Source organism: Streptomyces sp. NBC_00016, assembly GCF_045040885.1.
In the GTDB taxonomy this organism is placed as follows: Bacteria; Actinomycetota; Actinomycetes; order Streptomycetales; family Streptomycetaceae; genus Streptomyces; species Streptomyces coriariae.
The window spans coordinates 5396631-5416048 of the sequence record NZ_CP108304.1 but is presented as its reverse complement, the minus strand read 5'-3'; the positions used below and the strand labels follow the sequence as shown (position 1 = coordinate 5416048).

Here is a 19418-nt window from a genome sequence, read left to right as displayed (position 1 = left end):
GTCTCCCTCTGCCGCCCTCGCACGCGACGCGGCTGCGCAGGGCTGCGCCGGCCTCCGACCGGCGGGCTGCGCCGGCCCGGGCCGGCGCAGCCCGGACTGCCTCAGCCCCGGCGCCGAGCCGCCTCGTACAGCACGATCCCGGCCGCCACACCCGCGTTGAGGGACTCCGCGCCACCCGGCATCGGGATCCGCACCCGGAAGTCGCAGGTCTCGCCGACCAGGCGGGAGAGGCCCTTGCCCTCGCTGCCGACGACGATGACGACCGGTCCGTCCAGGGCCTTCAGCGTGCCGACCTCGTGCTCACCGTCGGCGGCCAGGCCGACGACCGCGATACCGGCCTTCTTGTAGGCCTCCAGGGCGCGGGTGAGGTTGGTGGCGCGGGCGACCGGGGTACGGGCGGCCGCACCGGCGGACGTCTTCCAGGCGCCGGCCGTCATACCGGCCGCGCGGCGCTCGGGGACGACGACGCCGTGACCGCCGAAGGCGGAGACGGAGCGGACGACGGCACCCAGGTTGCGCGGGTCGGTCACACCGTCGAGGGCGACGATCAGCGGGTCCTCGCCGTGGTCGTAGGCGGTCGACGCCAGGTCCTCGGGGTGCGCGTACTCGTACGGCGGGACCTGGAGGACCAGGCCCTGGTGGTTGAGGCCGTTGGTCATGCGGTCCAGCTCGGGACGCGGGGCCTCCATGAGGTGGATGCCACCGCGCTCGGCGGCGAGCTGGAGCGCCTCGCGCACCCGCTCGTCGTTGTCGATGAACTGCTGCACGTAGAGCATCGTCGCGGGCACGCCCTCGCGCAGCGCCTCGACGACGGAGTTGCGGCCGACGACCATCTCGGACGTGCCCTTGCCGCCACGGCCGCGCTGTGCGGGCCGGCGCACGGCCTGCTTCGCCTTGGCGGTCGCGATGCGGTTCGCCTTGTGCTTCTTGCGCATCTCGGCGGGCGGGGTGGGACCCTTGCCCTCCAGGCCCCGGCGCCGCTGGCCGCCACTGCCGACCTGCGCGCCCTTCTTGCCGGACATGCGGCGGTTGTTGGCTGCCATGAGTCTCTCGTCTCCGTGAGCTTTTCGTACGTACGTCTTATGCAGTGTGCCGCCCGGAAGGCCGGGCGGCACAGTCGATCAAGGACAGCCCCGGGGCCGCCCTACCGCGGGCCGAGGCTCCAGCGCGGCCCCTGCGGGCCGTCCTCGATGGCCAGGCCGGACTGGGCGAGCTGGTCGCGAATGGCGTCCGCGGTCGCCCAGTCCTTGCGCGCGCGGGCCGACTCGCGCTGGTCGAGGACGAGTCGTACGAGGCTGTCGACCACGCCGTGCAGGTCCTCACCCCGGCTCTCCTCGCCGGCCCAGTGGGCGTCGAGCGGGTCCAGACCGAGGACACCGAGCATGGCACGGACCTCGGCGAGGCGGGCCACGGCGGCTTCCTTGTCGTCGGCGGCGAGGGCCGAGTTCCCCTGCCGGACCGTCGTGTGCACGATGGCGAGCGCCTGCGGGACACCCAGGTCGTCGTCCATCGCCTCGGCGAATGCGGGCGGGACCTCGGCCGCCGGCTCGACGACTCCCCCGGCCTTCTCGACGACGCGCTGCACGAAGCCCTCGATCCGCGCGAACGCCGACTCGGCCTCGCGCAGCGACTCCTCGCTGTACTCGATCATCGAGCGGTAGTGGGGCGTACCGAGGTAGTAGCGCAGCACGATCGGGCGCCACTGCTTCACCATCTCGGAGACGAGGACGCTGTTGCCCAGCGACTTCGACATCTTCTCGCCGGCCATGGTGACCCAGGCGTTGTGCACCCAGTACCGGGCGAACTCGTCGCCGTAGGCCTTGGCCTGGGCGATCTCGTTCTCGTGGTGCGGGAAGATCAGGTCGAGTCCGCCGCCGTGGATGTCGAAGACGGGGCCCAGGTACTTGTGCGCCATCGCCGAGCACTCGAGGTGCCAGCCGGGACGCCCGCGGCCCCAGGGGGTCTCCCAGCTCGGCTCGCCCGGCTTGACCGACTTCCACAGCGCGAAGTCGCGCTGGTCGCGCTTGCCGGTCTCGCCCTCGCCCGAGGGCTGACGCAGGTCGTCGAGGTCCTGGTTGGACAGCTCCAGGTAGCCCGGGAACGAGCGCACGTCGAAGTAGACGTTGCCCTCGGACTCGTAGGCGTGACCGCGCTCGATCAGCCCGCGCATCATCTCGATCATCTCGGGGACGTGCCCGGTGGCGCGCGGCTCGTACGTCGGCGGCAGGCAACCCAGCGCCTGGTAGCCGTCGTTGAACGCCCGCTCGTTCTCGTACCCGATCGACCACCAGGGGCGGCCCTGGTCGTGCGACTTGGCGATGATCTTGTCGTCGATGTCGGTGACGTTGCGGATGAACGTGACGTCGTAGCCGCGGTGGGCGAACCACCGGCGCATGATGTCGAAGTTCAGGCCCGAACGGATGTGCCCGATGTGCGGAGCCGCCTGCACGGTGGCACCACAGAGGTAGATCGAGACACAACCCGGCTGGAGCGGGGCGAAGTCACGGATCTGCCGGGCACTGGTGTCGTACAGGCGAATGGTCACCTCTCCAGGGTAGTGGGCGTGGAGCAATGCCCCGAGCCCCTTCCACCCAAGGGCCACACATTCGTGACATGCCATGGCATATGTCGGCCGGTGCCGACGGCGCCGCTCAGCCGGTACGCGCCACCAGCGCCGTCGCGATCGCCATCAGGCCCTCGTCGCGTCCCGGGAACCCGAGCCCGTCCGTCGTCGCACCCGACACCGACACCGGCGCGCCCGCCGCCTCGGAGAGGATCTTCTGCGCCTCGTCGCGCCGCTTACCGATCTTGGGGCGGGGTCCGACGACCTGTACGGCGACGTTGCCGATGACGAAGCCGGCCGCGCGGACGATCCGGGCCGCCTCCGTGAGCAGGGTGACGCCCGAGGCGCCGGACCACTCGGGGCGTCCGGTGCCGAAGTGCTGCCCCAGGTCACCGAGGCCGGCCGCGGAGAAGAGCGCGTTGCAGGCGGCGTGCGCGACGACGTCCGCGTCGGAGTGCCCGGCCAGCCCGGGGCCCTCTCCCTCCCACTTCAGGCCCGCGCACCACAGCTCGCGGCCCTCCTCGAAGGCGTGGATGTCGGTGCCGATGCCGACCTGGGGAAGCACGGGCCGCGCCTCAGTAGCCATCGTTGAGCCTCCTGCGGGCCAGGACCGCCTCCGCGAGGACCAGGTCGAGGGGCCGGGTGACCTTGAAGGCCTCCTCGTGGCCGGGAACGACCACGACCGTCAGCCCCAGCTGCTCGACCATGCTCGCGTCGTCGGTGACGTTCTCCGTGACCGACTCGTGGGCGCGGATCAGGGTGGCCCGGTCGAAGCCCTGCGGGGTCTGCACGGCACGGAGGCGGGCGCGCTCGGGCGTCGCGACGACCGGCTCGGGGTCGCCGGCGGTCCCGGCCGGTTCGACCTCCTTGACGGTGTCCGCGAGCGGCAGCGCCGGCACCACGGCGGGGGCTCCGTCACGTACGGCCTCGATCACGGCGTCCACCGTGTCGACGGGGACGAGGGGCCGGGCGGCGTCATGCACCAGGACGATGTCGTGGCCGGGCGGCAGCGCGTCCAGGCCGAGCTTCACGGACTCCTGGCGGGAGTCACCGCCGGGCACGACCAGGAAGTCGGTGCGGTCGGGCAGCGCGTGTGCGTCGAGCAGCGACTTCACCTCGGCGGTGCCGTCCGGCGGGGCCACGACGACGACCAGGGAGACGGCGCGGGAGGCGGCGAGGGCGCGCACCGCGTGGATCAGCATGGGCGTGCCGCCCAGCGTGCGGAGCGCCTTGGGGGCACCCGGACCGAGGCGGACACCCCGCCCGGCGGCCGGAATCACCGCGGCCGTGCGGGTGGGCGTGGGGAGAGGACGCGAATCGTCAGACATCGGTTCCTGTCAGGTTTGTGTTCCGGCCTGGCGTGGGTATGGCCCTGGAAGTGCCGGGCGCGACGCCTTGACCGGACCCTTCCGTGACGTGCCGGTCGAGGCAGCAGCCCGGGCCCGGCACACCAAGTATCGAAGCATCGGTCGCATTATCGGGGGCGCTTCGGGGGCAGTATCGACCGACCACCCCTGTGGGGGTACGGCGTGCGGCGGTTGTCCTGGCGCGAACATGCCGCAGCGCCCGGCGACGGGAAATTCGTCATCGGGCACCGCGGCATTTCAGTGTTCTTCAGTGTGCGTGTTCTTCAGCGTGCGGAGACCGGTCTCGGGCCGGCTTCAGCACTCGAAAAACGCGTCGAGCTCAGGACGCGAGCACCTCGTCGAGCAGGGCTTCGGCCTTGTCCTCGTTGGTGTTCTCCGCGAGAGCGAGCTCGCTCACCAGGATCTGGCGGGCCTTGGCGAGCATGCGCTTCTCACCGGCGGAGAGTCCGCGCTCGCGCTCACGACGCCACAGGTCACGCACGACTTCCGCGACCTTGATGACATCGCCGGAGGCGAGCTTCTCCAGATTTGCCTTGTAACGACGCGACCAGTTCGTGGGCTCCTCGGCGTACGGCGCGCGCAGCACCTCGAAGACCCGGTCCAGCCCGTCCTGACCGACCACATCACGTACGCCGACGAACTCCGCATTGTCCGCTGGCACACGTACCGTCAGGTCACCCTGGGCGACCTTCAGCACCAAGTAGGTCTTGTCCACGCCTTTGATCTGGCGAGTTTCGATGGCCTCGATCAGCGCGGCCCCGTGATGGGGATAGACCACGGTGTCGCCAACCTTGAACGTCATGTGACAGGTACCCCTTCCGTGGCTATCCAGGGTAACACGGAAACTGCGGGTTCTGAATGGCGTTTTCGCAGGTCAGGGCATATCTCGGGGCTTGACAACAGCAACAGGAACGTGCTGCGGAGGGGCGACGGAAGCAGGTATTCGCAGGTCGGAGGCGCTCTCCGTGGGGGGAGAAACGCGCACGTTACACACATCCGGAGCCCCGCCCGAACGGCCGAACGTCCACATATGTCCGCTTCCAGGAGTGCGACTTCCGCTACTCCGTTCGGTTCACGTGGCCGGATACGAGCCGTTTCCGGAATTGATCATCGGCCCCTCGACCCGACCCGTGATCAATTCCGGGGACGACCTCGCATTCCTTCACCGAAAATCCGCGATCGGACGTCCGGCGCGGTTATGCGAATGGACCGGCGAGCCGGAAGAGGACAGGGAGAGGCGGGAAGAGAAGTGAGAAGACGAGCGCGAAGACGAGCGCGAAGAGGAGCGGGAAGACGGGGAGGAAGACGAGGAGGGAGACGAGGAGGAAGACGGCGGGTGAAGCCAAAGTGACTCATGGGTCACTTGTGACGGTCGGGACAGGTGGTGCCGGAGGCCGTTCAGCGCGTCCGTCGAGGCACGGGATCGCTCTAGAGGCGGGTCGGGTGCGGTGGCGCGAGAACGGCTCGGTAACCTAAGGCCGCTGACAGACCCTTAGGACGGCTTTATCCAAAGGAAGGCCGTCCGTGTGTACAAGGAGTTGCCGCCGCCGTGAGCAGCAGCCTTCGACGCGGCGCCCTCGCCGCTTCCGCCATCGCGTTCTCGATCGCCTCGCTCGCCGCCTGTGGGGCCGGCAACGACTCCCAGACCCTGGAGATCAAGCCGGACAACGCCGCCACCAGCGTCGGCGACATCAAGCTGCAGAACGTCATCGTCATCACCCAGCCCGACCTGGAGTCGACCGGACCCGCCGTGATCTCGGCGACCGTCTTCAACAGCGGCAGCAAGGCGCAGACGCTGGAGTCCATCACCCTCGACGGCGGCAAGTCCGCCGCGCTCTCGCCCGCGAAGGGCAAGGGCCGGCTGACCGTCCCGGCCGGCGGCTCGGTCGTCATCGGCGGCGCGAACAACGCCTCCGCCGTCCTGTCGAGCAGCCGTGAGGCCGTCAAGGACGGCGACGCCCAGAAGGTGACCTTCACCTTCAGCGAGACCGGCGCGATCAGCCTGCGCGCCTTCGTCGTCCCCGCCGAGAGCTACTTCACCAAGTGGGGTCCGAGCGACATCCCGAGCGCCGCGGAGTCCCCTGCCGAGAGCGCGTCGGCGTCCCCGTCCGCGTCGGCTTCGGGCGCGGCCGCCGAGGGCGGCTCCGCGGAGTCCGGCTCGGCCTCCCCGTCGGACTCGGCCTCCGCGTCGGAGTCGGAGTCGGCGGCCGCCGGTCACTGACCTCGTACGCACACACGCACAGAAGGGCGGCACCCCACACAGGGCGCCGCCCTCCTTGCTTGCCCGCCCATCCCCGACGCACCCCTCGCCGTCGGCGGGACCGGCCGCGGCCGGTCCGGTCTACGGCTCGAACTTGTAGCCCAGGCCGCGGACCGTCACCAGGTAGCGCGGAGCACCCGGGTCGGGCTCGAGCACCATCCCCGACGCACCCCTCGCACCGCTGCGCGGGCTTCGCAGTGCTGCGCCGGACTCCGTCCGTCGGCGGGAGCGGCCGCGACCGCGGCCGGTCTACGGCTCGAACTTGTAGCCCAGGCCGCGGACCGTCACCAGGTAGCGCGGGGCGCCCGGGTCGGGCTCGATCTTGGCGCGCAGGCGCTTGACGTGGACGTCGAGGGTCTTGGTGTCGCCCACGTAGTCGGCGCCCCAGACCCGGTCGATGAGCTGCATACGGGTCAGGACGCGGCCGGCGTTGCGCAGCAGCATCTCCAGGAGGTCGAACTCCTTCAGGGGCAGGTCGACCTTGGAGCCGGAAACCGTCACGACGTGGCGGTCGACGTCCATACGGACCGGGCCGGCCTCCAGGGCCGCCGGGGTCACCTCCTCCGGCTCGCCCCGGCGGCGCAGGACGGCCCGGATACGGGCGACCAGCTCGCGCGACGAGAAGGGCTTGGTGACGTAGTCGTCGGCTCCTATCTCCAGGCCGACGACCTTGTCGATCTCGCTGTCCTTCGCGGTCACCATGATCACGGGGACGTTGGAGCGGCCGCGCAGCTGACGGCACACCTCCGTACCGGGCAGGCCCGGCAGCATCAGGTCGAGAAGTACGAGGTCGGCGCCGTTGCGCTCGAACTCGTCGAGTCCGTCGGGCCCGGTGGCCGCGATGGCGACCTCGAAGCCTTCCTTGCGGAGCATGTAGGACAGGGCGTCGGAAAAGGACTCCTCGTCCTCGACGACGAGCACTCGGGTCACGGAAGGACCTCCGGGGCGGAAAGCGTCCGGTACGCGGACGAATCGGGGGATGAGGCGCGGGGTGGTGACTGGGTGGAGCGGTGAGGGGAGGAGTGACCGACCTCGTCGAGGCCGTCGACGTCGTCGACGTCACCGAGGTCGTCGACGTCGTCGACCTCGTCCGGGTCGGGATGCTGCTGTGCGCGGTCGCGGGCCACGCCCGCCTCCGGCAGCCGCAGGGTGAACGTGGAGCCCTGGTTCTCGGCGCTCCACACCGTGACCTCCCCGCCGTGCGAGGCGGCCACGTGCTTGACGATCGCCAGCCCGAGCCCCGTACCGCCCGTCTGGCGGGAGCGGGCCGGGTCGACGCGGTAGAAGCGCTCGAAGATGCGCTCCTTGTCCTTGTCGGAGATGCCGATGCCCTGGTCGGTCACGGCGATCTCGATCAGGTCGCCGCCCGGCGCGCTCACCCGGCGGGCGGCTATGCCGACGCGGGTCCGGGCGGGCGAGTAGTTGACGGCGTTCTCGACCAGGTTGCCGAGGGCGGCGGCCAGCTGGCCCCGGTTCCCGAAGACGCGCAGGTCGGCGGTGCCGCCGGCGGCCATGGTGATCTGCTTGGTCCCGGCCTGGTGACGGCAGCGGTCGACGGCCTCGGCGACCAGCTCGTCGATGCCGACCGGTTCGGCGTCCTCGAGAGGATCGTCGTTCTGGACCCTGGAGAGGTCGATGAGCTCCTGGACCAGGCTGGTCAGCCGGGTCGCCTCGATCTGCATACGGCCGGCGAACCGCTCCACCGCCTCCGGATCCTCCGAGGCGTCCATGACGGCCTCGGAGAGAAGGGAGAGCGCGCCGACCGGGGTCTTCAGCTCATGGCTGACGTTCGCCACGAAGTCCCGCCGGACCGCCTCGATACGACGGGCCTCGGTGAGGTCCTCCACGAGAAGGAGGACCAGCCGGGAGCCCAGCGGGGCCACTCTGGCGGACACGGCGAGAGCCTCGCCGCGCCCGGTCCCGCGCCGGGGAAGGTCCAGCTCGACCTGGCGTATCTCTCCGTCGCGTCTGGTGTCCCGGGCCATCTTGAGCATCGGCTCGACGCTGAGCCGGCCGCCGCGCACCAGCCCGAGGGCATAGGCGGCGGAGCTGGCCTTCACGACGGCGTCGGCCTCGTCGAGCACGACGGCGGAGGAGCGAAGCACGGAGAGGACGGTGTCCACACCCGGCGGAAGCACCGGGTCCGTGTGCAGCGAGGTGCGCGTGGGGCGCTTCTGTTCCCGCTCGCTCCAGCGGAACGCCAGCATGGCGATGACACCGGTGAGTACCCCGGCGATCGCTGCCGCTGCGGCGACCGCCGCGTTCACGTCCATGCCACCAGGTTAGGCACGCGATCGGTCCTGGCCACAGCTATCGAGGTGCGACCTCGAACACTCGTCGCCCAGAGTTCACCTTGGAGCCAGTGGTGGTTCATTTGGGGTGCCGGAAATCGACGCGTACGGGGCGGAGCGTGGCACCGTGGGGTTCGCAGCACCGGTTCCACGGCCGGTCGGCGCCGGTGCAGCAGCCGGTTACGACCCGGTTCGCGGCCGGTTCTGGCCCCCGGAACCGAACCCGAACCCCAAGCACGACGTACGAGAGGGAACCCTGATGCGGGACGCGTACCACGAGGAACTGGACTCGATCGGCGACAGCCTGGTGGAGATGGCCCGGCTGGTCGGGTCGGCGATCGGACGCGCCACGACCGCCATTCTCGACGCCGACCTGAAGCTCGCCGAGAGCGTCATCGAGGCCGACAAGAAGGTCGACGAGCTCCAGCACGACCTGGAGGCACGGGCGATAGCACTGCTGGCCCGGCAGCAGCCGGTGGCGACGGACCTGCGGATCGTCGTCACGTCGCTGCGGATGTCGGCCGACCTGGAGCGCTCCGGCGACCTCGCCCAGCACGTGGCGAAGCTGGCGCGGCTGCGCTTCCCGAACCGCGCGGTCCCGCAGGACCTGCACGCCACCATCCTGGAGATGGGCCAGCTCGCGCAGCGCCTGATGGCGAAGGCGGCGGAGGTCGTCGTCACCAAGGACGTCGACCTCGCCCTCCAGCTGGAGTCGGACGACGACGCGATGGACCTCCTGCACCGCACCCTCTTCCAGCACCTGCTGGACGACCGCTGGAAGCACGGCATCGAGACCGCCGTCGACGTCACGCTGCTGGGCCGCTACTACGAGCGCTTCGCCGACCACGCGGTGGCCGTCGCCAAGCGCGTGGTGTTCCTGGTGACGGGCGAGCACGCGGACGAGCTCCAGCCGGAGATCCAGCCGGACATCCAGCCGACGACCGGAGCGGGCACGGGGACGGGGACGGGGACGGCGGCAGAGGGAGTCTGAGCCGGACGGTGAGCGTGTGACCCGAGGCTTCGACGGTGAGTGGGTGACCGGGAGCCTGCGGCGGTGAGTAGGTGACCGCGGGGGTCGTCCGGCGGGGGCGTACCGGATCTCCTCAGGGCGCTCGCAAGCCGCTGTGCGCCGTTGAGCCGTTGATGCGCCCAGCGGAACGGGCATGCAATGGGCACAGGTCCTACGCCTCCGGGAGGAACCCATGGCCGAGTCCCCCATCACTCCCACGCCCGACCCCGCACAGGAACGCCCGACCGAGCAGCCCGCCGAGATCAGGAACCTGATGCTCATCGGCGCGTGCGGCTGCGGTTCCGGGTGCGGCTGCGGGTGCCAGTCGGGCAACCCCTGCCAGTGCGGCTGAAGCCGTACGACGAACGCGGGTGAACGAGGGGCCCGGCGCCGATACCGGCACCGGGCCCCTCGTCATGCCCGGACCGCTCCGCGTCCGGTCGCCGCGCGGGGAGCGCGAGCGCAGCATGGAAGTGCAGCCGCGCAAGTCGCGGACGCAGGCACAGCACGGGCACACGCGCAAGCACACGCACAGGCACAGGCACAGGCACAGGCACAGGCACGGCGACTGGAAGGGGGCGGGCAGTCATGACCCGCTTCATGGACGTCCACCACGACATGCACGGCATCACCGCCGACCAGCTCCTCGAGGCCCACCGGGCGGACCTCGCCATCGAGGGCGAAGAGGGCGTGCACTTCGAACGGGCCTGGGCGGACCCGGAGTCCGGAACCGTCTACTGCCTCTCCGAAGGGCCCTCGGCGGAGGCCGTCCTGCGCGTCCACGAGCGCACGGGGCACATGGCGGACGAGATCCACCCGGTGCCGCTGACGGTGTGAGATCGCTCGGAGCGTCCGCCGAGGGGCGCTGACCGGGTCAGGTGGGCTTGACCGCGGATACCGCGGTGACGGTCACCTTGTTGTCGCACTGCGCGAACTGGCCGTCGTCCAGGGCGACCTGATGCTTCCCCGCGCCCGGCAGGCCGATGACGAGCGTGGGGTACACCACGGGCTCCGCACCGGATTCGCAGAACCCGTCGGCCTCCCCCTGCACCTGTACGAAGGTCAGCTTCACCCATGCCTTGCCCTTGGGGGCCAGCGTCACCGGCGAGGCGGTTCCGGTGTTCGTGACGGAGAGCGGGGCGTTCTTCTCCGGAGAGCCGTTGCCGGCTCCCGCGACGGTCGGATGACCCTTGAGGACGCAGGCCTTGGCCGAGCTGTTGGTGAACTCGACGATCGCCGCCCCGGTCCCCGTACCCGACGGGCGATCGGCGGCCTGCCGGGCGGCGACCTTCAGGCTCCCCACGGAACAGACCGGCGCGGCAGCGGCGGCACCCCGGGAACTGTCCACGGCGGGCGTCACGGCGGCGGCACTCGCGGAGGCGGAGGCCACGGAAGGGGAGGCCACGGAAGGGGAGGCCACTGAAGGGGAGGTCACGGAAGGGGAGGTCACGTGGGTGGGGGTCGCGGAGTCGGGACTGACGGAGGCGGGGCTGCCGGAGGCTGGACTCGCGGAGGCGCTGGGTGACTCCCCCGAACCGCACCCCGTCACCACCAGAGCGGCCGAGGCCACGGCGGCCGCCATCACGGAACCCCGAATTCCGAACCTGTTCCAGCGCATGTACCCGTTCCCGTTCCTGTCCGCGTTCGCGTTCGTATTGGCGTTCGTGTTGTCGTTCTTGTTGTCGTTCTCGTTCGTGTTGGCGTTCTCGTTCGTCTTCGCGTGCCGCATGCTGCCCCCCCCGGATCCGAATCGCCGAGGGCGTCGGCCCTCAGCACCCACCAAGCCACCGACCCACCTGCGTGTCGTCCGTCAACGCAGACAGAACGGGCAGGCGAACGGGTTCTCCCGAGGACCGACCTGTGACGCATCGGTGACGATATCCGGCCACATCGACTGAACCCCGTAAATCGGAATATCCGGTCGATCGTGGCGGCGGCCTGCCCCGCTCGCCGTCCGGCCGACGCCGGGTGACCATGAGTGACGGGACCGGTCCAGGGGCCGAGCACCACACCGGGAGGCGCCCGTGACACGCACCGGAACGACCGACGTACTGATCGCGGGCGCCGGCCCGGTCGGCCTGAGCGCCGCGGCGGAGTTGCGCCGGCAGGGGGTGCGCTGCCGGCTCGTGGACCGGCTGCCCGCCCGCCTCCCGTACGCGAAGGCCGTCGGCATCCAGCCGCGCACCCTGGAGATCTGGGACCGGATGGGCCTGGCCCGCACGGTCCTGGAGGCCGCCGCGGTGCTGCGCGGTCAGCTGATCCACGTCAACGGCCGGGAGCGGGCGCGCATCGAACTCACGCTGCCGCCCGAGGTGCCCTACGCATTCGCCGCGCTACCGCAGTACGAGACGGAGCGCCTCCTGGAGGAGTACGTCGCCGGCCTCGGTACGTCCATCGAACGCGGCACCGAGCTGCTGTCGTTCACCCAGGACCAGGACGGGGTCACCGCCCGCCTGCGCACCGCCTCCGGTACGGAGGCGGTGCGGACCGGCTATCTGATCGGCTGCGACGGAGCCCACAGCACCGTGCGCAAGGGGCTCGGCCTCGGCTACGAGGGGGCGGCCTTCGACGAGGAGTACATGCTGGGCGACGTCGAGGCGGACTGGGACATCCCCCACGGCTACGGCATCCGCTCCAGCCACCTCGCCGCCGACGGCTCCACCGACGACCTACTGGTCTGCATCCCGCTCCCCGGCCCCGGCCGCTACCGCATGTCGATGCTCGTCCCACCCGAACTCTCCACGCGGACAGACACCGACCGCAGTACGCCCGGCGACGGTGCGACGCCCGACGGCAGTGTGACGTCCGGCGGCAGAGTGACGTCCGGCGACGGCGTGGCGCACGGCCTGGAGAGCGGTCGCGCCCCGGAGCTGCACCACCTCCAAGCGGTGGTCGACCGCCTCGCCCCGGAACCGGCGGTCCTCTCCCGACTGCGGTGGTCCTCCGTCTTCCGCATCAGCCACCGCATCGTCGACCGCTACGCCGACGGGCGCGTCTTCGTCGCGGGCGACGCCGCCCACATCCATCCGCCCACCGGCGCCCAGGGCATGAACACCGGCATCCAGGACGCGTGCAACCTGGCCTGGAAACTGGCCCTCGTCATCCGGGGAGAGGCCGGACCCGCCCTCCTGGCCACCTACGACGCCGAGCGCCGCCCGATCGGCGAGGAGGTCGTCGGCCGGACGGTCCGCCACGCCACCCAGGGCATCGAGGCCGACCCCGACGACCCACGCACCATCCTGCTCCGAGAGGCCCAACTCCTCGTCAACTACCGCAACGGACCCCTGGCTCCCCACCTCGACGGCTCCCCCGAAGCACCCCGGCCGGGCGACCGCGCCCCGGAAGACTCCCTGGCAGCAACCCTCCATCCCGGCGACCGCGCCCCGGACTGCGCCGGCCTGACGGCCTCCGGGTCTGCCTACCCCTGGCGCCTGCTCGACGTCCTGCGCGAACGCACGGGACACGTCGTCCTCCTCTACACGACGGACCCCACGACGGTGGCAGCGGCAGCCGACTCCGTGAAAGCCACAGCGAAGGCCACCGCGGCCACCGGCCCCGACCTCCAGCTCATCGCCCTGCTCGCCCGCGAAACCGCACCCGAGCTGTCCGCCCCGGACACCCTCCCCGTCCCCGCCTACCGCGACGCCACCGGCGAGTTCGCCCGCCTCTACCACCCCAACGGCCCGACCGCCTACGTCATCCGCCCCGACGGACACCTCGCCACCCGCTTCCCCCTCCCCGCCACCTCAACAGCCCTGCCTCCCTACCTGACAGCACTGTCCACACCGCCACTGCCACCCCGACCCGGCACCTCCTGAAACCGCGCGCCGATCACCGGCAGGGGCCTGCGCCGTATGTATGACTGCCGGCGTCCGGAAGGAATCGCGGTCAGCAGGACTCCACGCCGACGGGCGAGACGTAGATCGCGGACAGCACCCCGTCTCCGTCCACCTCGACCGGGACAGCGGCTGTCGTATCGTTCAGCTCCAGGTCGTACGGCAGGGATTTCAGCGGGATGTCCTCGCCGAGGTAGGCCACCGAAACCGTGCCCTGGCAGTCGGCGCCCCCCGGCGGCGCGGTGTCGGGGACCCTGCCGTCCTTCGGACCGGCCTTGTGGGACGTGACGTTGATCAGCGTGTAGTCGTACTCGTAGCGGGCCGGGGTGACGGCGGTCTCCTCCCTCGTCTTCTCGACATCGACCCAATAGCGGGCGAGCTTCACCGTGACCGCCTCACACGGTCTCTGGGTCGCGTCCGGGGCGAAGTTCAGGCCGGAGGCGTCCAGGGTCAAGCCCCTGGACTGATATGCGCCGCTGCCGCTGCGCAGTTCCTTCAGATAGTCGGTCAGCTGCACGACGCTCATGCCACTGGTCTTCACGCACTTCGCGGGCGCGGCCGTCGTCGGGCTCTGCGTCGGAGTGGCCGGGCCGGGAGCGGCCGTGTAGTGAGCGAGCTCGGACGGGGAAGCCTGGGCGGCCGGCTTGTCCTCCGACGAACACCCCGAGACCGTGAGCAGCGCCGCCACGGCGGCGGCCGGTATGAGGAACTTGCCTGTACTTCCCATGAGTTACCCCGCCCGCCTCGACACCGCTTCCCCTACCGAGCGGACCCACAGTACGAGTTTCGTGATCAGGTCCACCAGCGAGTCGGCCATCTCCGTCCCAGGTGGCGGTGCGGGCCTCGAAGTCACCAAAAAGCCCCCACCCCGCGAAGAAACCGCAGGTCGGGGGCCCAAAGGGTGCTTCTTACTTCTTCTTGCCCTCGGTCTTGCCGGGGATCTTGCCGACCTGCGTTTTCGCTGCTCAGGAGCGGTGGGCTCGTGCGCCTGGTGGTCGTCGTTGGTCGTCATTGGCCACTGTTGAGCAACCTCGGACGGCCCAGGGACGGCCCAGCCTTGGGTCGCGTGGACGGCGTCAGCCGGCGGAGGCGGCCCGCCATTGCGCGGTGATGCACCCCTCTTCCATGTCCCACCACTCCTTGGCCACACCGTGGTTGAGCAACCGTTGCACCTTGGCGAGATCAGCGGTGGGTGGAACGTCCAGGGCGACCATGCGGAAGCGTTCTATGCCCTCGCCGCATACACCGAGTTCGTGAAAGGCGTTGAGCACGCTCTGCCGTGCGGCTCCGGAACCGCCGTCACGGAGCACGATGAGGCGGATGGTGCAGTTCTCGGAACGCCGAATCACCTGACCGGCCCACCGCACACCTTCGTCATCGGGCTCGGTGGCCACGATGTCCCCGCAGGCGATGCCTCGGACGAACCAGGGGGTGTTGTCGAGCCGTGCGGTGCCGTCGCCTTGGTCGACCGCCCACAGACTCTCCACCGATGCCGGGGGCCAGTCCTCTTCGATCTCAAGCCGGAAGTGCACCTTCACGTACGGGCCTTCGGGGTTCGTCATGGTGCCCAGGATGCAAAACTCTGACGCGCCAGCCGCAAGTGGGTGACCGATGACGTCTGCTCAGAGCTGGATACGGGCCCGTCTGTGCCTCAGCCGACGACAGTCAGCCACGACGGCGGGCGCGCCGACCAACCAGGCACGCGTGTGCCTCGATGCACCCCCACCGGCCTCAGCCACGTTATCGGCTTGTGTCGTCGACGGGAGTACGCCGCGTCGGCCGGCCCGAGCCTCGGTCCCTTTTAGCAATCGGTGATCAGTGGCACAAAGCCGTGCACTCAGCGCCACTTTTAATTGACTATGGAACAATCTCGCTGAACAGCGGACGCTGCCCCCTATTTACTTGGGAGCGCTGAGCCGTCTTGCGCGAGTTCTTACGCGTAGAAACTGGAGCGACGAAAAATCCTTAGAGATACGCGCGAACGACTCCCCTTGATCGGCCGCCCCGGCAGGGTCGGTAAGGCAATCAAAAGTTGAAGCGCTAATGAATTCGGGATGCCAAGTAGGCGGGCGAGGAGTCTACTGGTATGAGGAACTACCGAATCAAAAACTAGGGGAAGGCGGAGACATGAATCGCTCAGTTCGTCACCCATTGTGGGGCCAAAAAGGTAGGCGGTTGCTCGCTGTTCCTGCAGCGATGGCTATGGCAATCACCGGATTGGTGACGGCCGCCCAATCGGCGCAGGCTGCCCCCAACGAGCCCTGGCTAGTGACCGGCAGAGTCGTATTCCAGATGATGGACCACGAGGACTTCGGCGCGAACGAACGCTGCCACCACGATAATCCAATCGTCAATCAGGGCACCGGACAGTTGCCTCAGTTCTATTGGTACTTCGGAAAGTGTGGCGGAGAGGTAAGAGCCGAGATCCACTACAGGATCTTCGGCAACAGTGACGGCTCGGTAAGCCTGGGACAGGGACAGATCAAGCTCTTCGAGGGTGCCAGCGCCGAAACCAATGACCTGGACGGCGGCTACCCCTGGGGCGGCTTGTACGCCACGTCTCTGCGTATCCCGAAGGGGCAATCACTCACTCAAACGTTCCACGTGTCGAATGCGTTGGAGTCGGAACCCGACGATAAGGCCGACATCACGATCACCTGGCACAATCACTAGGGAGTGTGGAGAGCACGTTGACCCGTCTGCTTGGTCACCGGAGGATTACTCGAGCGGCCATCCGGACGGTGATGCCAGAGGCGATGTGAACAACGCCTCTGGCATCAAGCGGCTGATTGCTGTGAGCGCGGCGCGGGCGCCGGCCGGGCTGTAGCGGGGCGGAGACAGGAGCGCAGGCCCGGCCGGGGGTCGGGCCGCGTGCGGTGAGCGGAGCGAGCCGCCTTGAACCAGTAGAGAAAGTTGTAGCTCAGTCGGTCGTGCGGGGCCTGTGCGGCTTGAAGTCGTATGAGCACGAGGGAAGTTGCTTGGGCTGTCGGCGTGCCATCGGCAGGAAGAGCGCTGGTCGGACTGTCCATGTGATGCAGGTACTGACGTGGGTGATGGACACCGTCCAAGGCTCCCGGCGCAACAGGGATCGTCTCGTGTCGATGCGGTCGTCGTGGAGTCGCGTCCACGCTTCTTGAGAAGCAGCCGTGTCGAGAGCTGGCGAGATGGTGCGCAGGATCGTTGCCACCCAGTTGTTCGCCTCGACCGCCGAGTAGGCGTCGAAGGATCCGAAGAGTGCCGGCGGACGTCGCCTGTCTAGCCGTTCCGTCCAGCACTCGCACCAGAAGCCGGGGCTGGGCGTCGTCCTCAGCATGAATGGCCTCCTCGGCGTACGTCCGTGAAGAGCTCCGCGGTGACCGTGTGGCCTCCGTCGCTGTCGTGGATCACGACTCGATGGGCGATGGCGCTGACTATGCCGAGGCCTCGGCCGTATTCGGCGTCCTGGTCCTGGTGCTCGGCCTTGGGGGCCGTGCCGGTGCCTCCGTCGTCTGTCACCGAGACCGCGACCACCTGCGCTGAGACGGCTACGGCCAGGTGGAAGCTGTCGGACTCCAGGCCACTGGCCGTGTGGAGGATCGCGTTCGCGCTCAGCCCGCTCACGATCAACTCGGCGTCTTCGGCAAAAGGGGAGCCACGTAGGACGTCGCGCGTCCATCGGCGCGCCCGGCTGACCTCTTCAAGAAAACCTGGGCAACTGAGCTCCCAGACCCGGGACATCCGGGTCCGCCGCTGGCGTCGTCGCACCTGACGGCCCAGGGACGGCCCAGGCCCACCAAAAAGCCCCCGCCCCGCGAGAAACTCGCAGGTCGGGGGCTTATCGACGTCGCGTTACTTCTTCTTGCCCTGGTTTTTGACTGCTTCGATTGCCGCCGCGGCTGCGTCCGGGTCGAGGTAGGTGCCGCCGGGGGTGAGGGGCTTGAAGGATGCGTCGAGTTCGTAGGCCAGGGGGATGCCCGTCGGGATGTTCAGGCCTGCGATGTCGGCGTCGGAGATGCCGTCGAGGTGCTTGACGAGGGCTCGGAGCGAGTTGCCGTGGGCGGCGACCAGGACCGTGCGGCCGGACAGGAGGTCCGGGACGATGCCGTCGTACCAGTACGGGAGCATGCGGACGACGACGTCCTTCAGGCACTCCGTGCGGGGGCGGAGCTCCGGCGGGATGGACGCGTAGCGGGCGTCGGCGGCCTGGGAGAACTCGGAGTCGTCCGACAGCGGCGGCGGCGGGGTGTCGTAGGAGCGGCGCCAGAGCATGAACTGCTCCTCGCCGAACTCCGCGAGGGTCTGCGCCTTGTCCTTGCCCTGGAGGGCGCCGTAGTGGCGTTCGTTCAGGCGCCAGGAGCGGTGGACCGGGATCCAGTGGCGGTCGGCGGACTCCAGGGCCAGCTGGGCCGTGCGGATCGCGCGCTTCTGGAGCGACGTGTGGACCACGTCGGGGAGGAGATCGGCATCCTTCAGGAGTTCGCCACCGCGGACCGCCTCCTTCTCGCCCTTCTCGTTGAGGTTGACGTCCACCCAGCCGGTGAACAGGTTCTTCGCGTTCCACTCGCTCTCGCCGTGACGGAGGAGGATCAGCTTGTACGGTGCGTCGGCCATGCGTATGAGCGTAATCCACCGCTCCGATCCGTTGTGCGCCCGCTCGTACAGCGGACAGGCCGCCTGACGGTTGACGGGATCTGTTAATTGAGTGGCCTCCCGCGCTTCGCCTCTCGTAAGTTCTGAGCGCCGCCTGAGCCACTTACACGCTTGCACGAGCCGCTTGCACGAGCCGCATACTTCCCGGGGGATCCGCCATGTCCGTCGCCGTCCTGAGACGTGCCGCCCGCGAGACCCTCTCCGGGCTGCCGCGCGAGTTCTGGTGGCTGTGGACCAGCACTCTCGTCAACCGGCTCGGCGCCTTCGTCGCCACCTTCATGGCGCTGTACCTGACACTCGACCGCGGGTACTCCGCCTCCTACGCCGGGCTCGTCGCCTCCCTGCTCGGGCTGGGCGGGGTCGTCTCGTCGCTCGGCGGCGGGGTCATGGCGGACCGGCTCGGGCGGCGGCCCACCCTGCTCGTCGCGCAGACCTCGACGGCCGCCTCCGTGGCGCTGCTCGGGTTCGTGGAGCATCCCGTCGCCATCGCCGGTGTCGCCTTCCTCGTCGGCATGGCCTCCAACGCCTCCCGGCCGGCCGTGCAGGCGATGATGGCCGACATCGTGCGGCCCGAGGACCGGGTCCGCGCCTTCTCGCTCAACTACTGGGCCATCAACCTCGGCTTCGCCGTCTCCTCGACGGCCGCCGGGTTCATCGCCGAGGTCAGCTACCGCGCCGGGTTCCTGCTCGAGGCCGGGATGACCCTCGTCTGCGCGGTCGTCGTCTTCCTCAAGCTGCCCGAGTCCCGGCCCGAGCGGGAGGAGAAGGCCGTACGGGAGGACAGCGTCGGGCTGGGGACCGTGCTGCGGGACGGGCGGTTCATGAGCGTCGTCGGGCTGTCCTTCCTCGTCGCGCTCGTCTTCCAGCAGGGGTCCGTGGGGCTGCCCGTGGCGATGGGCGCGGCCGGGTTCAGCCCGGCCGACTACGGCATGGCGATCGCCGTCAACGGCGTGCTCATCGTCGCGTTGCAGATCCCGGTCACCCGGTTCATCGAGCACCGGGACCCGCGGCGGCTGCTGATCGTCTCCTCGGTGCTCGCGGGGTACGGGTTCGGGCTCACCGCCTTCGCCGGGTCGGTCGGCGTCTTCGCGCTCACCGTCTGCGTGTGGACCCTCGCGGAGATCGTCAACGCGCCGACCCAGACCGGGCTCGTCGTCCGCCTCTCCCCCACCCACGGGCGCGGGCGCTACCAGGGCATGTACACGCTCTCCTGGGCCGTGGCCTCCCTGGTCGCCCCCGTGATGTCCGGCTTCGTCATCGACCGGTTCGGGGCGGAGTGGCTGTGGGGGATGTGCGCGGTCGTGGGGACGGCGGCGGGCGTCGGCTACGCCGTGCTGATGCGACGCCTTCCCGTGGAGGGCGAGGGCAAGGGCGAGATCGAGGTCGCGGCGACCGTCCCCGGCGAGCAGGCCGGCGCTGCCGCCGAGCCTGCGGCCGCCGGCGCCGTCTGAGCGGCGGGCGCG

General features: G+C 69.7%; 20 protein-coding genes. 7 read left to right on the top strand and 13 right to left on the bottom strand.

Features of this window, described 5'->3' with window-relative positions; all coding sequences use genetic code 11:
- Nucleotides 1–101: 101 nt before the first annotated feature.
- The 6 genes from rlmB to OG933_RS24055 form a co-directional block, all read right to left on the bottom strand.
- On the bottom strand, nt 102–1043 hold the full coding sequence (gene rlmB / locus OG933_RS24080) for a 23S rRNA (guanosine(2251)-2'-O)-methyltransferase RlmB (RefSeq protein ID WP_054243878.1): 942 nt from the start codon (nt 1041–1043) through the stop codon (nt 102–104).
- A 101-nt stretch (nt 1044–1144) separates the two neighbouring features.
- Nucleotides 1145–2545, bottom strand: coding sequence for a cysteine--tRNA ligase (cysS, locus tag OG933_RS24075; protein ID WP_362528555.1), 1401 nt, complete (start codon nt 2543–2545; stop codon nt 1145–1147).
- 106 nt (nt 2546–2651) lie between these two features.
- Nucleotides 2652–3149, bottom strand: coding sequence for a 2-C-methyl-D-erythritol 2,4-cyclodiphosphate synthase (gene ispF, locus OG933_RS24070; RefSeq protein ID WP_362528558.1), 498 nt, complete (start codon nt 3147–3149; stop codon nt 2652–2654).
- Complete coding sequence (gene ispD, locus OG933_RS24065; RefSeq protein ID WP_405628876.1) at nt 3139–3891, bottom strand: 2-C-methyl-D-erythritol 4-phosphate cytidylyltransferase; 753 nt, start codon at nt 3889–3891, stop codon at nt 3139–3141. Before ispD ends, ispF begins: the two co-directional genes overlap by 11 nt.
- 358 nt (nt 3892–4249) lie before the next feature.
- Nucleotides 4250–4732 carry a CarD family transcriptional regulator gene (locus OG933_RS24060; RefSeq protein ID WP_003953493.1) on the bottom strand — a complete coding sequence of 161 codons (483 nt, stop codon included), beginning with the start codon at nt 4730–4732 and terminating at the stop codon, nt 4250–4252.
- Nucleotides 4733–5126: 394 nt separating this feature from the next.
- Nucleotides 5127–5276 carry a hypothetical protein gene (locus tag OG933_RS24055; RefSeq protein ID WP_405628874.1) on the bottom strand — a complete coding sequence of 50 codons (150 nt, stop codon included), beginning with the start codon at nt 5274–5276 and terminating at the stop codon, nt 5127–5129.
- A 203-nt stretch (nt 5277–5479) separates the two neighbouring features.
- On the opposite strand from OG933_RS24055, the gene OG933_RS24050 reads away from it, so the two are divergent.
- Nucleotides 5480–6151, top strand: a complete 672-nt coding sequence (locus OG933_RS24050) for a DUF461 domain-containing protein (protein ID WP_405628872.1) — start codon at nt 5480–5482, stop codon at nt 6149–6151.
- Between the two features lie 288 nt (nt 6152–6439).
- Here OG933_RS24050 and OG933_RS24045 read toward each other — a convergent pair whose 3' ends face one another.
- Entirely contained in the window at nt 6440–7120 is a 681-nt protein-coding gene (locus tag OG933_RS24045; RefSeq protein ID WP_007382946.1) for a response regulator transcription factor, read from the bottom strand.
- Nucleotides 7117–8463 carry an ATP-binding protein gene (locus OG933_RS24040; RefSeq protein ID WP_362528564.1) on the bottom strand — a complete coding sequence of 449 codons (1347 nt, stop codon included), beginning with the start codon at nt 8461–8463 and terminating at the stop codon, nt 7117–7119. The genes OG933_RS24045 and OG933_RS24040 overlap by 4 nt, the downstream gene beginning before the upstream one ends.
- Nucleotides 8464–8740: 277 nt before the next feature.
- Between OG933_RS24040 and phoU the strand changes: the two genes are divergently transcribed.
- The 3 genes from phoU to OG933_RS24025 all read left to right on the top strand — a co-directional run bounded on the left by phoU (nt 8741) and on the right by OG933_RS24025 (nt 10327).
- Nucleotides 8741–9472, top strand: coding sequence for a phosphate signaling complex protein PhoU (gene phoU / locus OG933_RS24035; protein ID WP_385256105.1), 732 nt, complete (start codon nt 8741–8743; stop codon nt 9470–9472).
- Nucleotides 9473–9683: 211 nt separating this feature from the next.
- Nucleotides 9684–9842, top strand: coding sequence for a hypothetical protein (locus OG933_RS24030; protein ID WP_171398028.1), 159 nt, complete (start codon nt 9684–9686; stop codon nt 9840–9842).
- Nucleotides 9843–10078: 236 nt separating this feature from the next.
- Nucleotides 10079–10327, top strand: a complete 249-nt coding sequence (locus tag OG933_RS24025; RefSeq protein WP_142264944.1) for an SCO4226 family nickel-binding protein — start codon at nt 10079–10081, stop codon at nt 10325–10327.
- Nucleotides 10328–10364: 37 nt separating this feature from the next.
- On the opposite strand, the gene OG933_RS24020 is transcribed toward OG933_RS24025, so the two are convergent.
- Complete coding sequence (locus OG933_RS24020) at nt 10365–11219, bottom strand: DUF4232 domain-containing protein (protein ID WP_405628868.1); 855 nt, start codon at nt 11217–11219, stop codon at nt 10365–10367.
- A gap of 295 nt (nt 11220–11514) precedes the next feature.
- Here OG933_RS24020 and OG933_RS24015 point away from each other — a divergent pair, with 295 nt between their 5' ends.
- Nucleotides 11515–13308, top strand: coding sequence for an FAD-dependent monooxygenase (locus tag OG933_RS24015; RefSeq protein WP_405628866.1), 1794 nt, complete (start codon nt 11515–11517; stop codon nt 13306–13308).
- Nucleotides 13309–13378: 70 nt separating this feature from the next.
- Here the strand turns inward: OG933_RS24015 and OG933_RS24010 are convergent, their stop codons facing one another.
- Together OG933_RS24010 and OG933_RS24005 are read right to left on the bottom strand one after the other, a co-directional pair.
- Nucleotides 13379–14053 carry a hypothetical protein gene (locus OG933_RS24010; RefSeq protein WP_405628865.1) on the bottom strand — a complete coding sequence of 225 codons (675 nt, stop codon included), beginning with the start codon at nt 14051–14053 and terminating at the stop codon, nt 13379–13381.
- A 349-nt stretch (nt 14054–14402) separates the two neighbouring features.
- A complete protein-coding gene (locus OG933_RS24005) occupies nt 14403–14888 on the bottom strand; it encodes a DUF4265 domain-containing protein (RefSeq protein WP_405628863.1) in 486 nt (161 codons plus the stop codon).
- A 634-nt stretch (nt 14889–15522) separates the two neighbouring features.
- Between OG933_RS24005 and OG933_RS24000 the strand changes: the two genes are divergently transcribed.
- Nucleotides 15523–15999 (top strand): hypothetical protein, encoded by a 477-nt coding sequence (locus OG933_RS24000; protein WP_405628861.1) that lies wholly within the window; start codon nt 15523–15525, stop codon nt 15997–15999.
- 633 nt (nt 16000–16632) lie between these two features.
- On the opposite strand, the gene OG933_RS23995 is transcribed toward OG933_RS24000, so the two are convergent.
- Nucleotides 16633–17043, bottom strand: a complete 411-nt coding sequence (locus OG933_RS23995; protein WP_405628860.1) for an ATP-binding protein — start codon at nt 17041–17043, stop codon at nt 16633–16635.
- Between the two features lie 111 nt (nt 17044–17154).
- Nucleotides 17155–17916, bottom strand: coding sequence for a phosphoglyceromutase (locus OG933_RS23990; RefSeq protein ID WP_020130328.1), 762 nt, complete (start codon nt 17914–17916; stop codon nt 17155–17157).
- A gap of 197 nt (nt 17917–18113) precedes the next feature.
- Here OG933_RS23990 and OG933_RS23985 point away from each other — a divergent pair, with 197 nt between their 5' ends.
- A complete protein-coding gene (locus tag OG933_RS23985; RefSeq protein ID WP_405628859.1) occupies nt 18114–19406 on the top strand; it encodes an MDR family MFS transporter in 1293 nt (430 codons plus the stop codon).
- Nucleotides 19407–19418: the final 12 nt, after the last annotated feature.

What these genes read in the sequence shown, in the direction of transcription:
- rlmB (WP_054243878.1), bottom strand. Translation starts at nt 1,043, where the DNA reads ATGGCAGCCAACAACCGCCGCATGTCCGGCAAGAAGGGCGCGCAGGTC.
- ispF (WP_362528558.1), bottom strand. Translation starts at nt 3,149, where the DNA reads ATGGCTACTGAGGCGCGGCCCGTGCTTCCCCAGGTCGGCATCGGCACC.
- ispD (WP_405628876.1), bottom strand. Translation starts at nt 3,891, where the DNA reads ATGTCTGACGATTCGCGTCCTCTCCCCACGCCCACCCGCACGGCCGCG.
- OG933_RS24060 (WP_003953493.1), bottom strand. Translation starts at nt 4,732, where the DNA reads ATGACGTTCAAGGTTGGCGACACCGTGGTCTATCCCCATCACGGGGCC.
- OG933_RS24040 (WP_362528564.1), bottom strand. Translation starts at nt 8,463, where the DNA reads ATGGACGTGAACGCGGCGGTCGCCGCAGCGGCAGCGATCGCCGGGGTA.
- phoU (WP_385256105.1), top strand. Translation starts at nt 8,741, where the DNA reads ATGCGGGACGCGTACCACGAGGAACTGGACTCGATCGGCGACAGCCTG.
- OG933_RS24030 (WP_171398028.1), top strand. Translation starts at nt 9,684, where the DNA reads ATGGCCGAGTCCCCCATCACTCCCACGCCCGACCCCGCACAGGAACGC.
- OG933_RS24025 (WP_142264944.1), top strand. Translation starts at nt 10,079, where the DNA reads ATGACCCGCTTCATGGACGTCCACCACGACATGCACGGCATCACCGCC.
- OG933_RS24020 (WP_405628868.1), bottom strand. Translation starts at nt 11,219, where the DNA reads ATGCGGCACGCGAAGACGAACGAGAACGCCAACACGAACGAGAACGAC.
- OG933_RS24010 (WP_405628865.1), bottom strand. Translation starts at nt 14,053, where the DNA reads ATGGGAAGTACAGGCAAGTTCCTCATACCGGCCGCCGCCGTGGCGGCG.
- OG933_RS24005 (WP_405628863.1), bottom strand. Translation starts at nt 14,888, where the DNA reads ATGACGAACCCCGAAGGCCCGTACGTGAAGGTGCACTTCCGGCTTGAG.
- OG933_RS24000 (WP_405628861.1), top strand. Translation starts at nt 15,523, where the DNA reads ATGGCTATGGCAATCACCGGATTGGTGACGGCCGCCCAATCGGCGCAG.
- OG933_RS23995 (WP_405628860.1), bottom strand. Translation starts at nt 17,043, where the DNA reads ATGTCCCGGGTCTGGGAGCTCAGTTGCCCAGGTTTTCTTGAAGAGGTC.
- OG933_RS23990 (WP_020130328.1), bottom strand. Translation starts at nt 17,916, where the DNA reads ATGGCCGACGCACCGTACAAGCTGATCCTCCTCCGTCACGGCGAGAGC.
- OG933_RS23985 (WP_405628859.1), top strand. Translation starts at nt 18,114, where the DNA reads ATGTCCGTCGCCGTCCTGAGACGTGCCGCCCGCGAGACCCTCTCCGGG.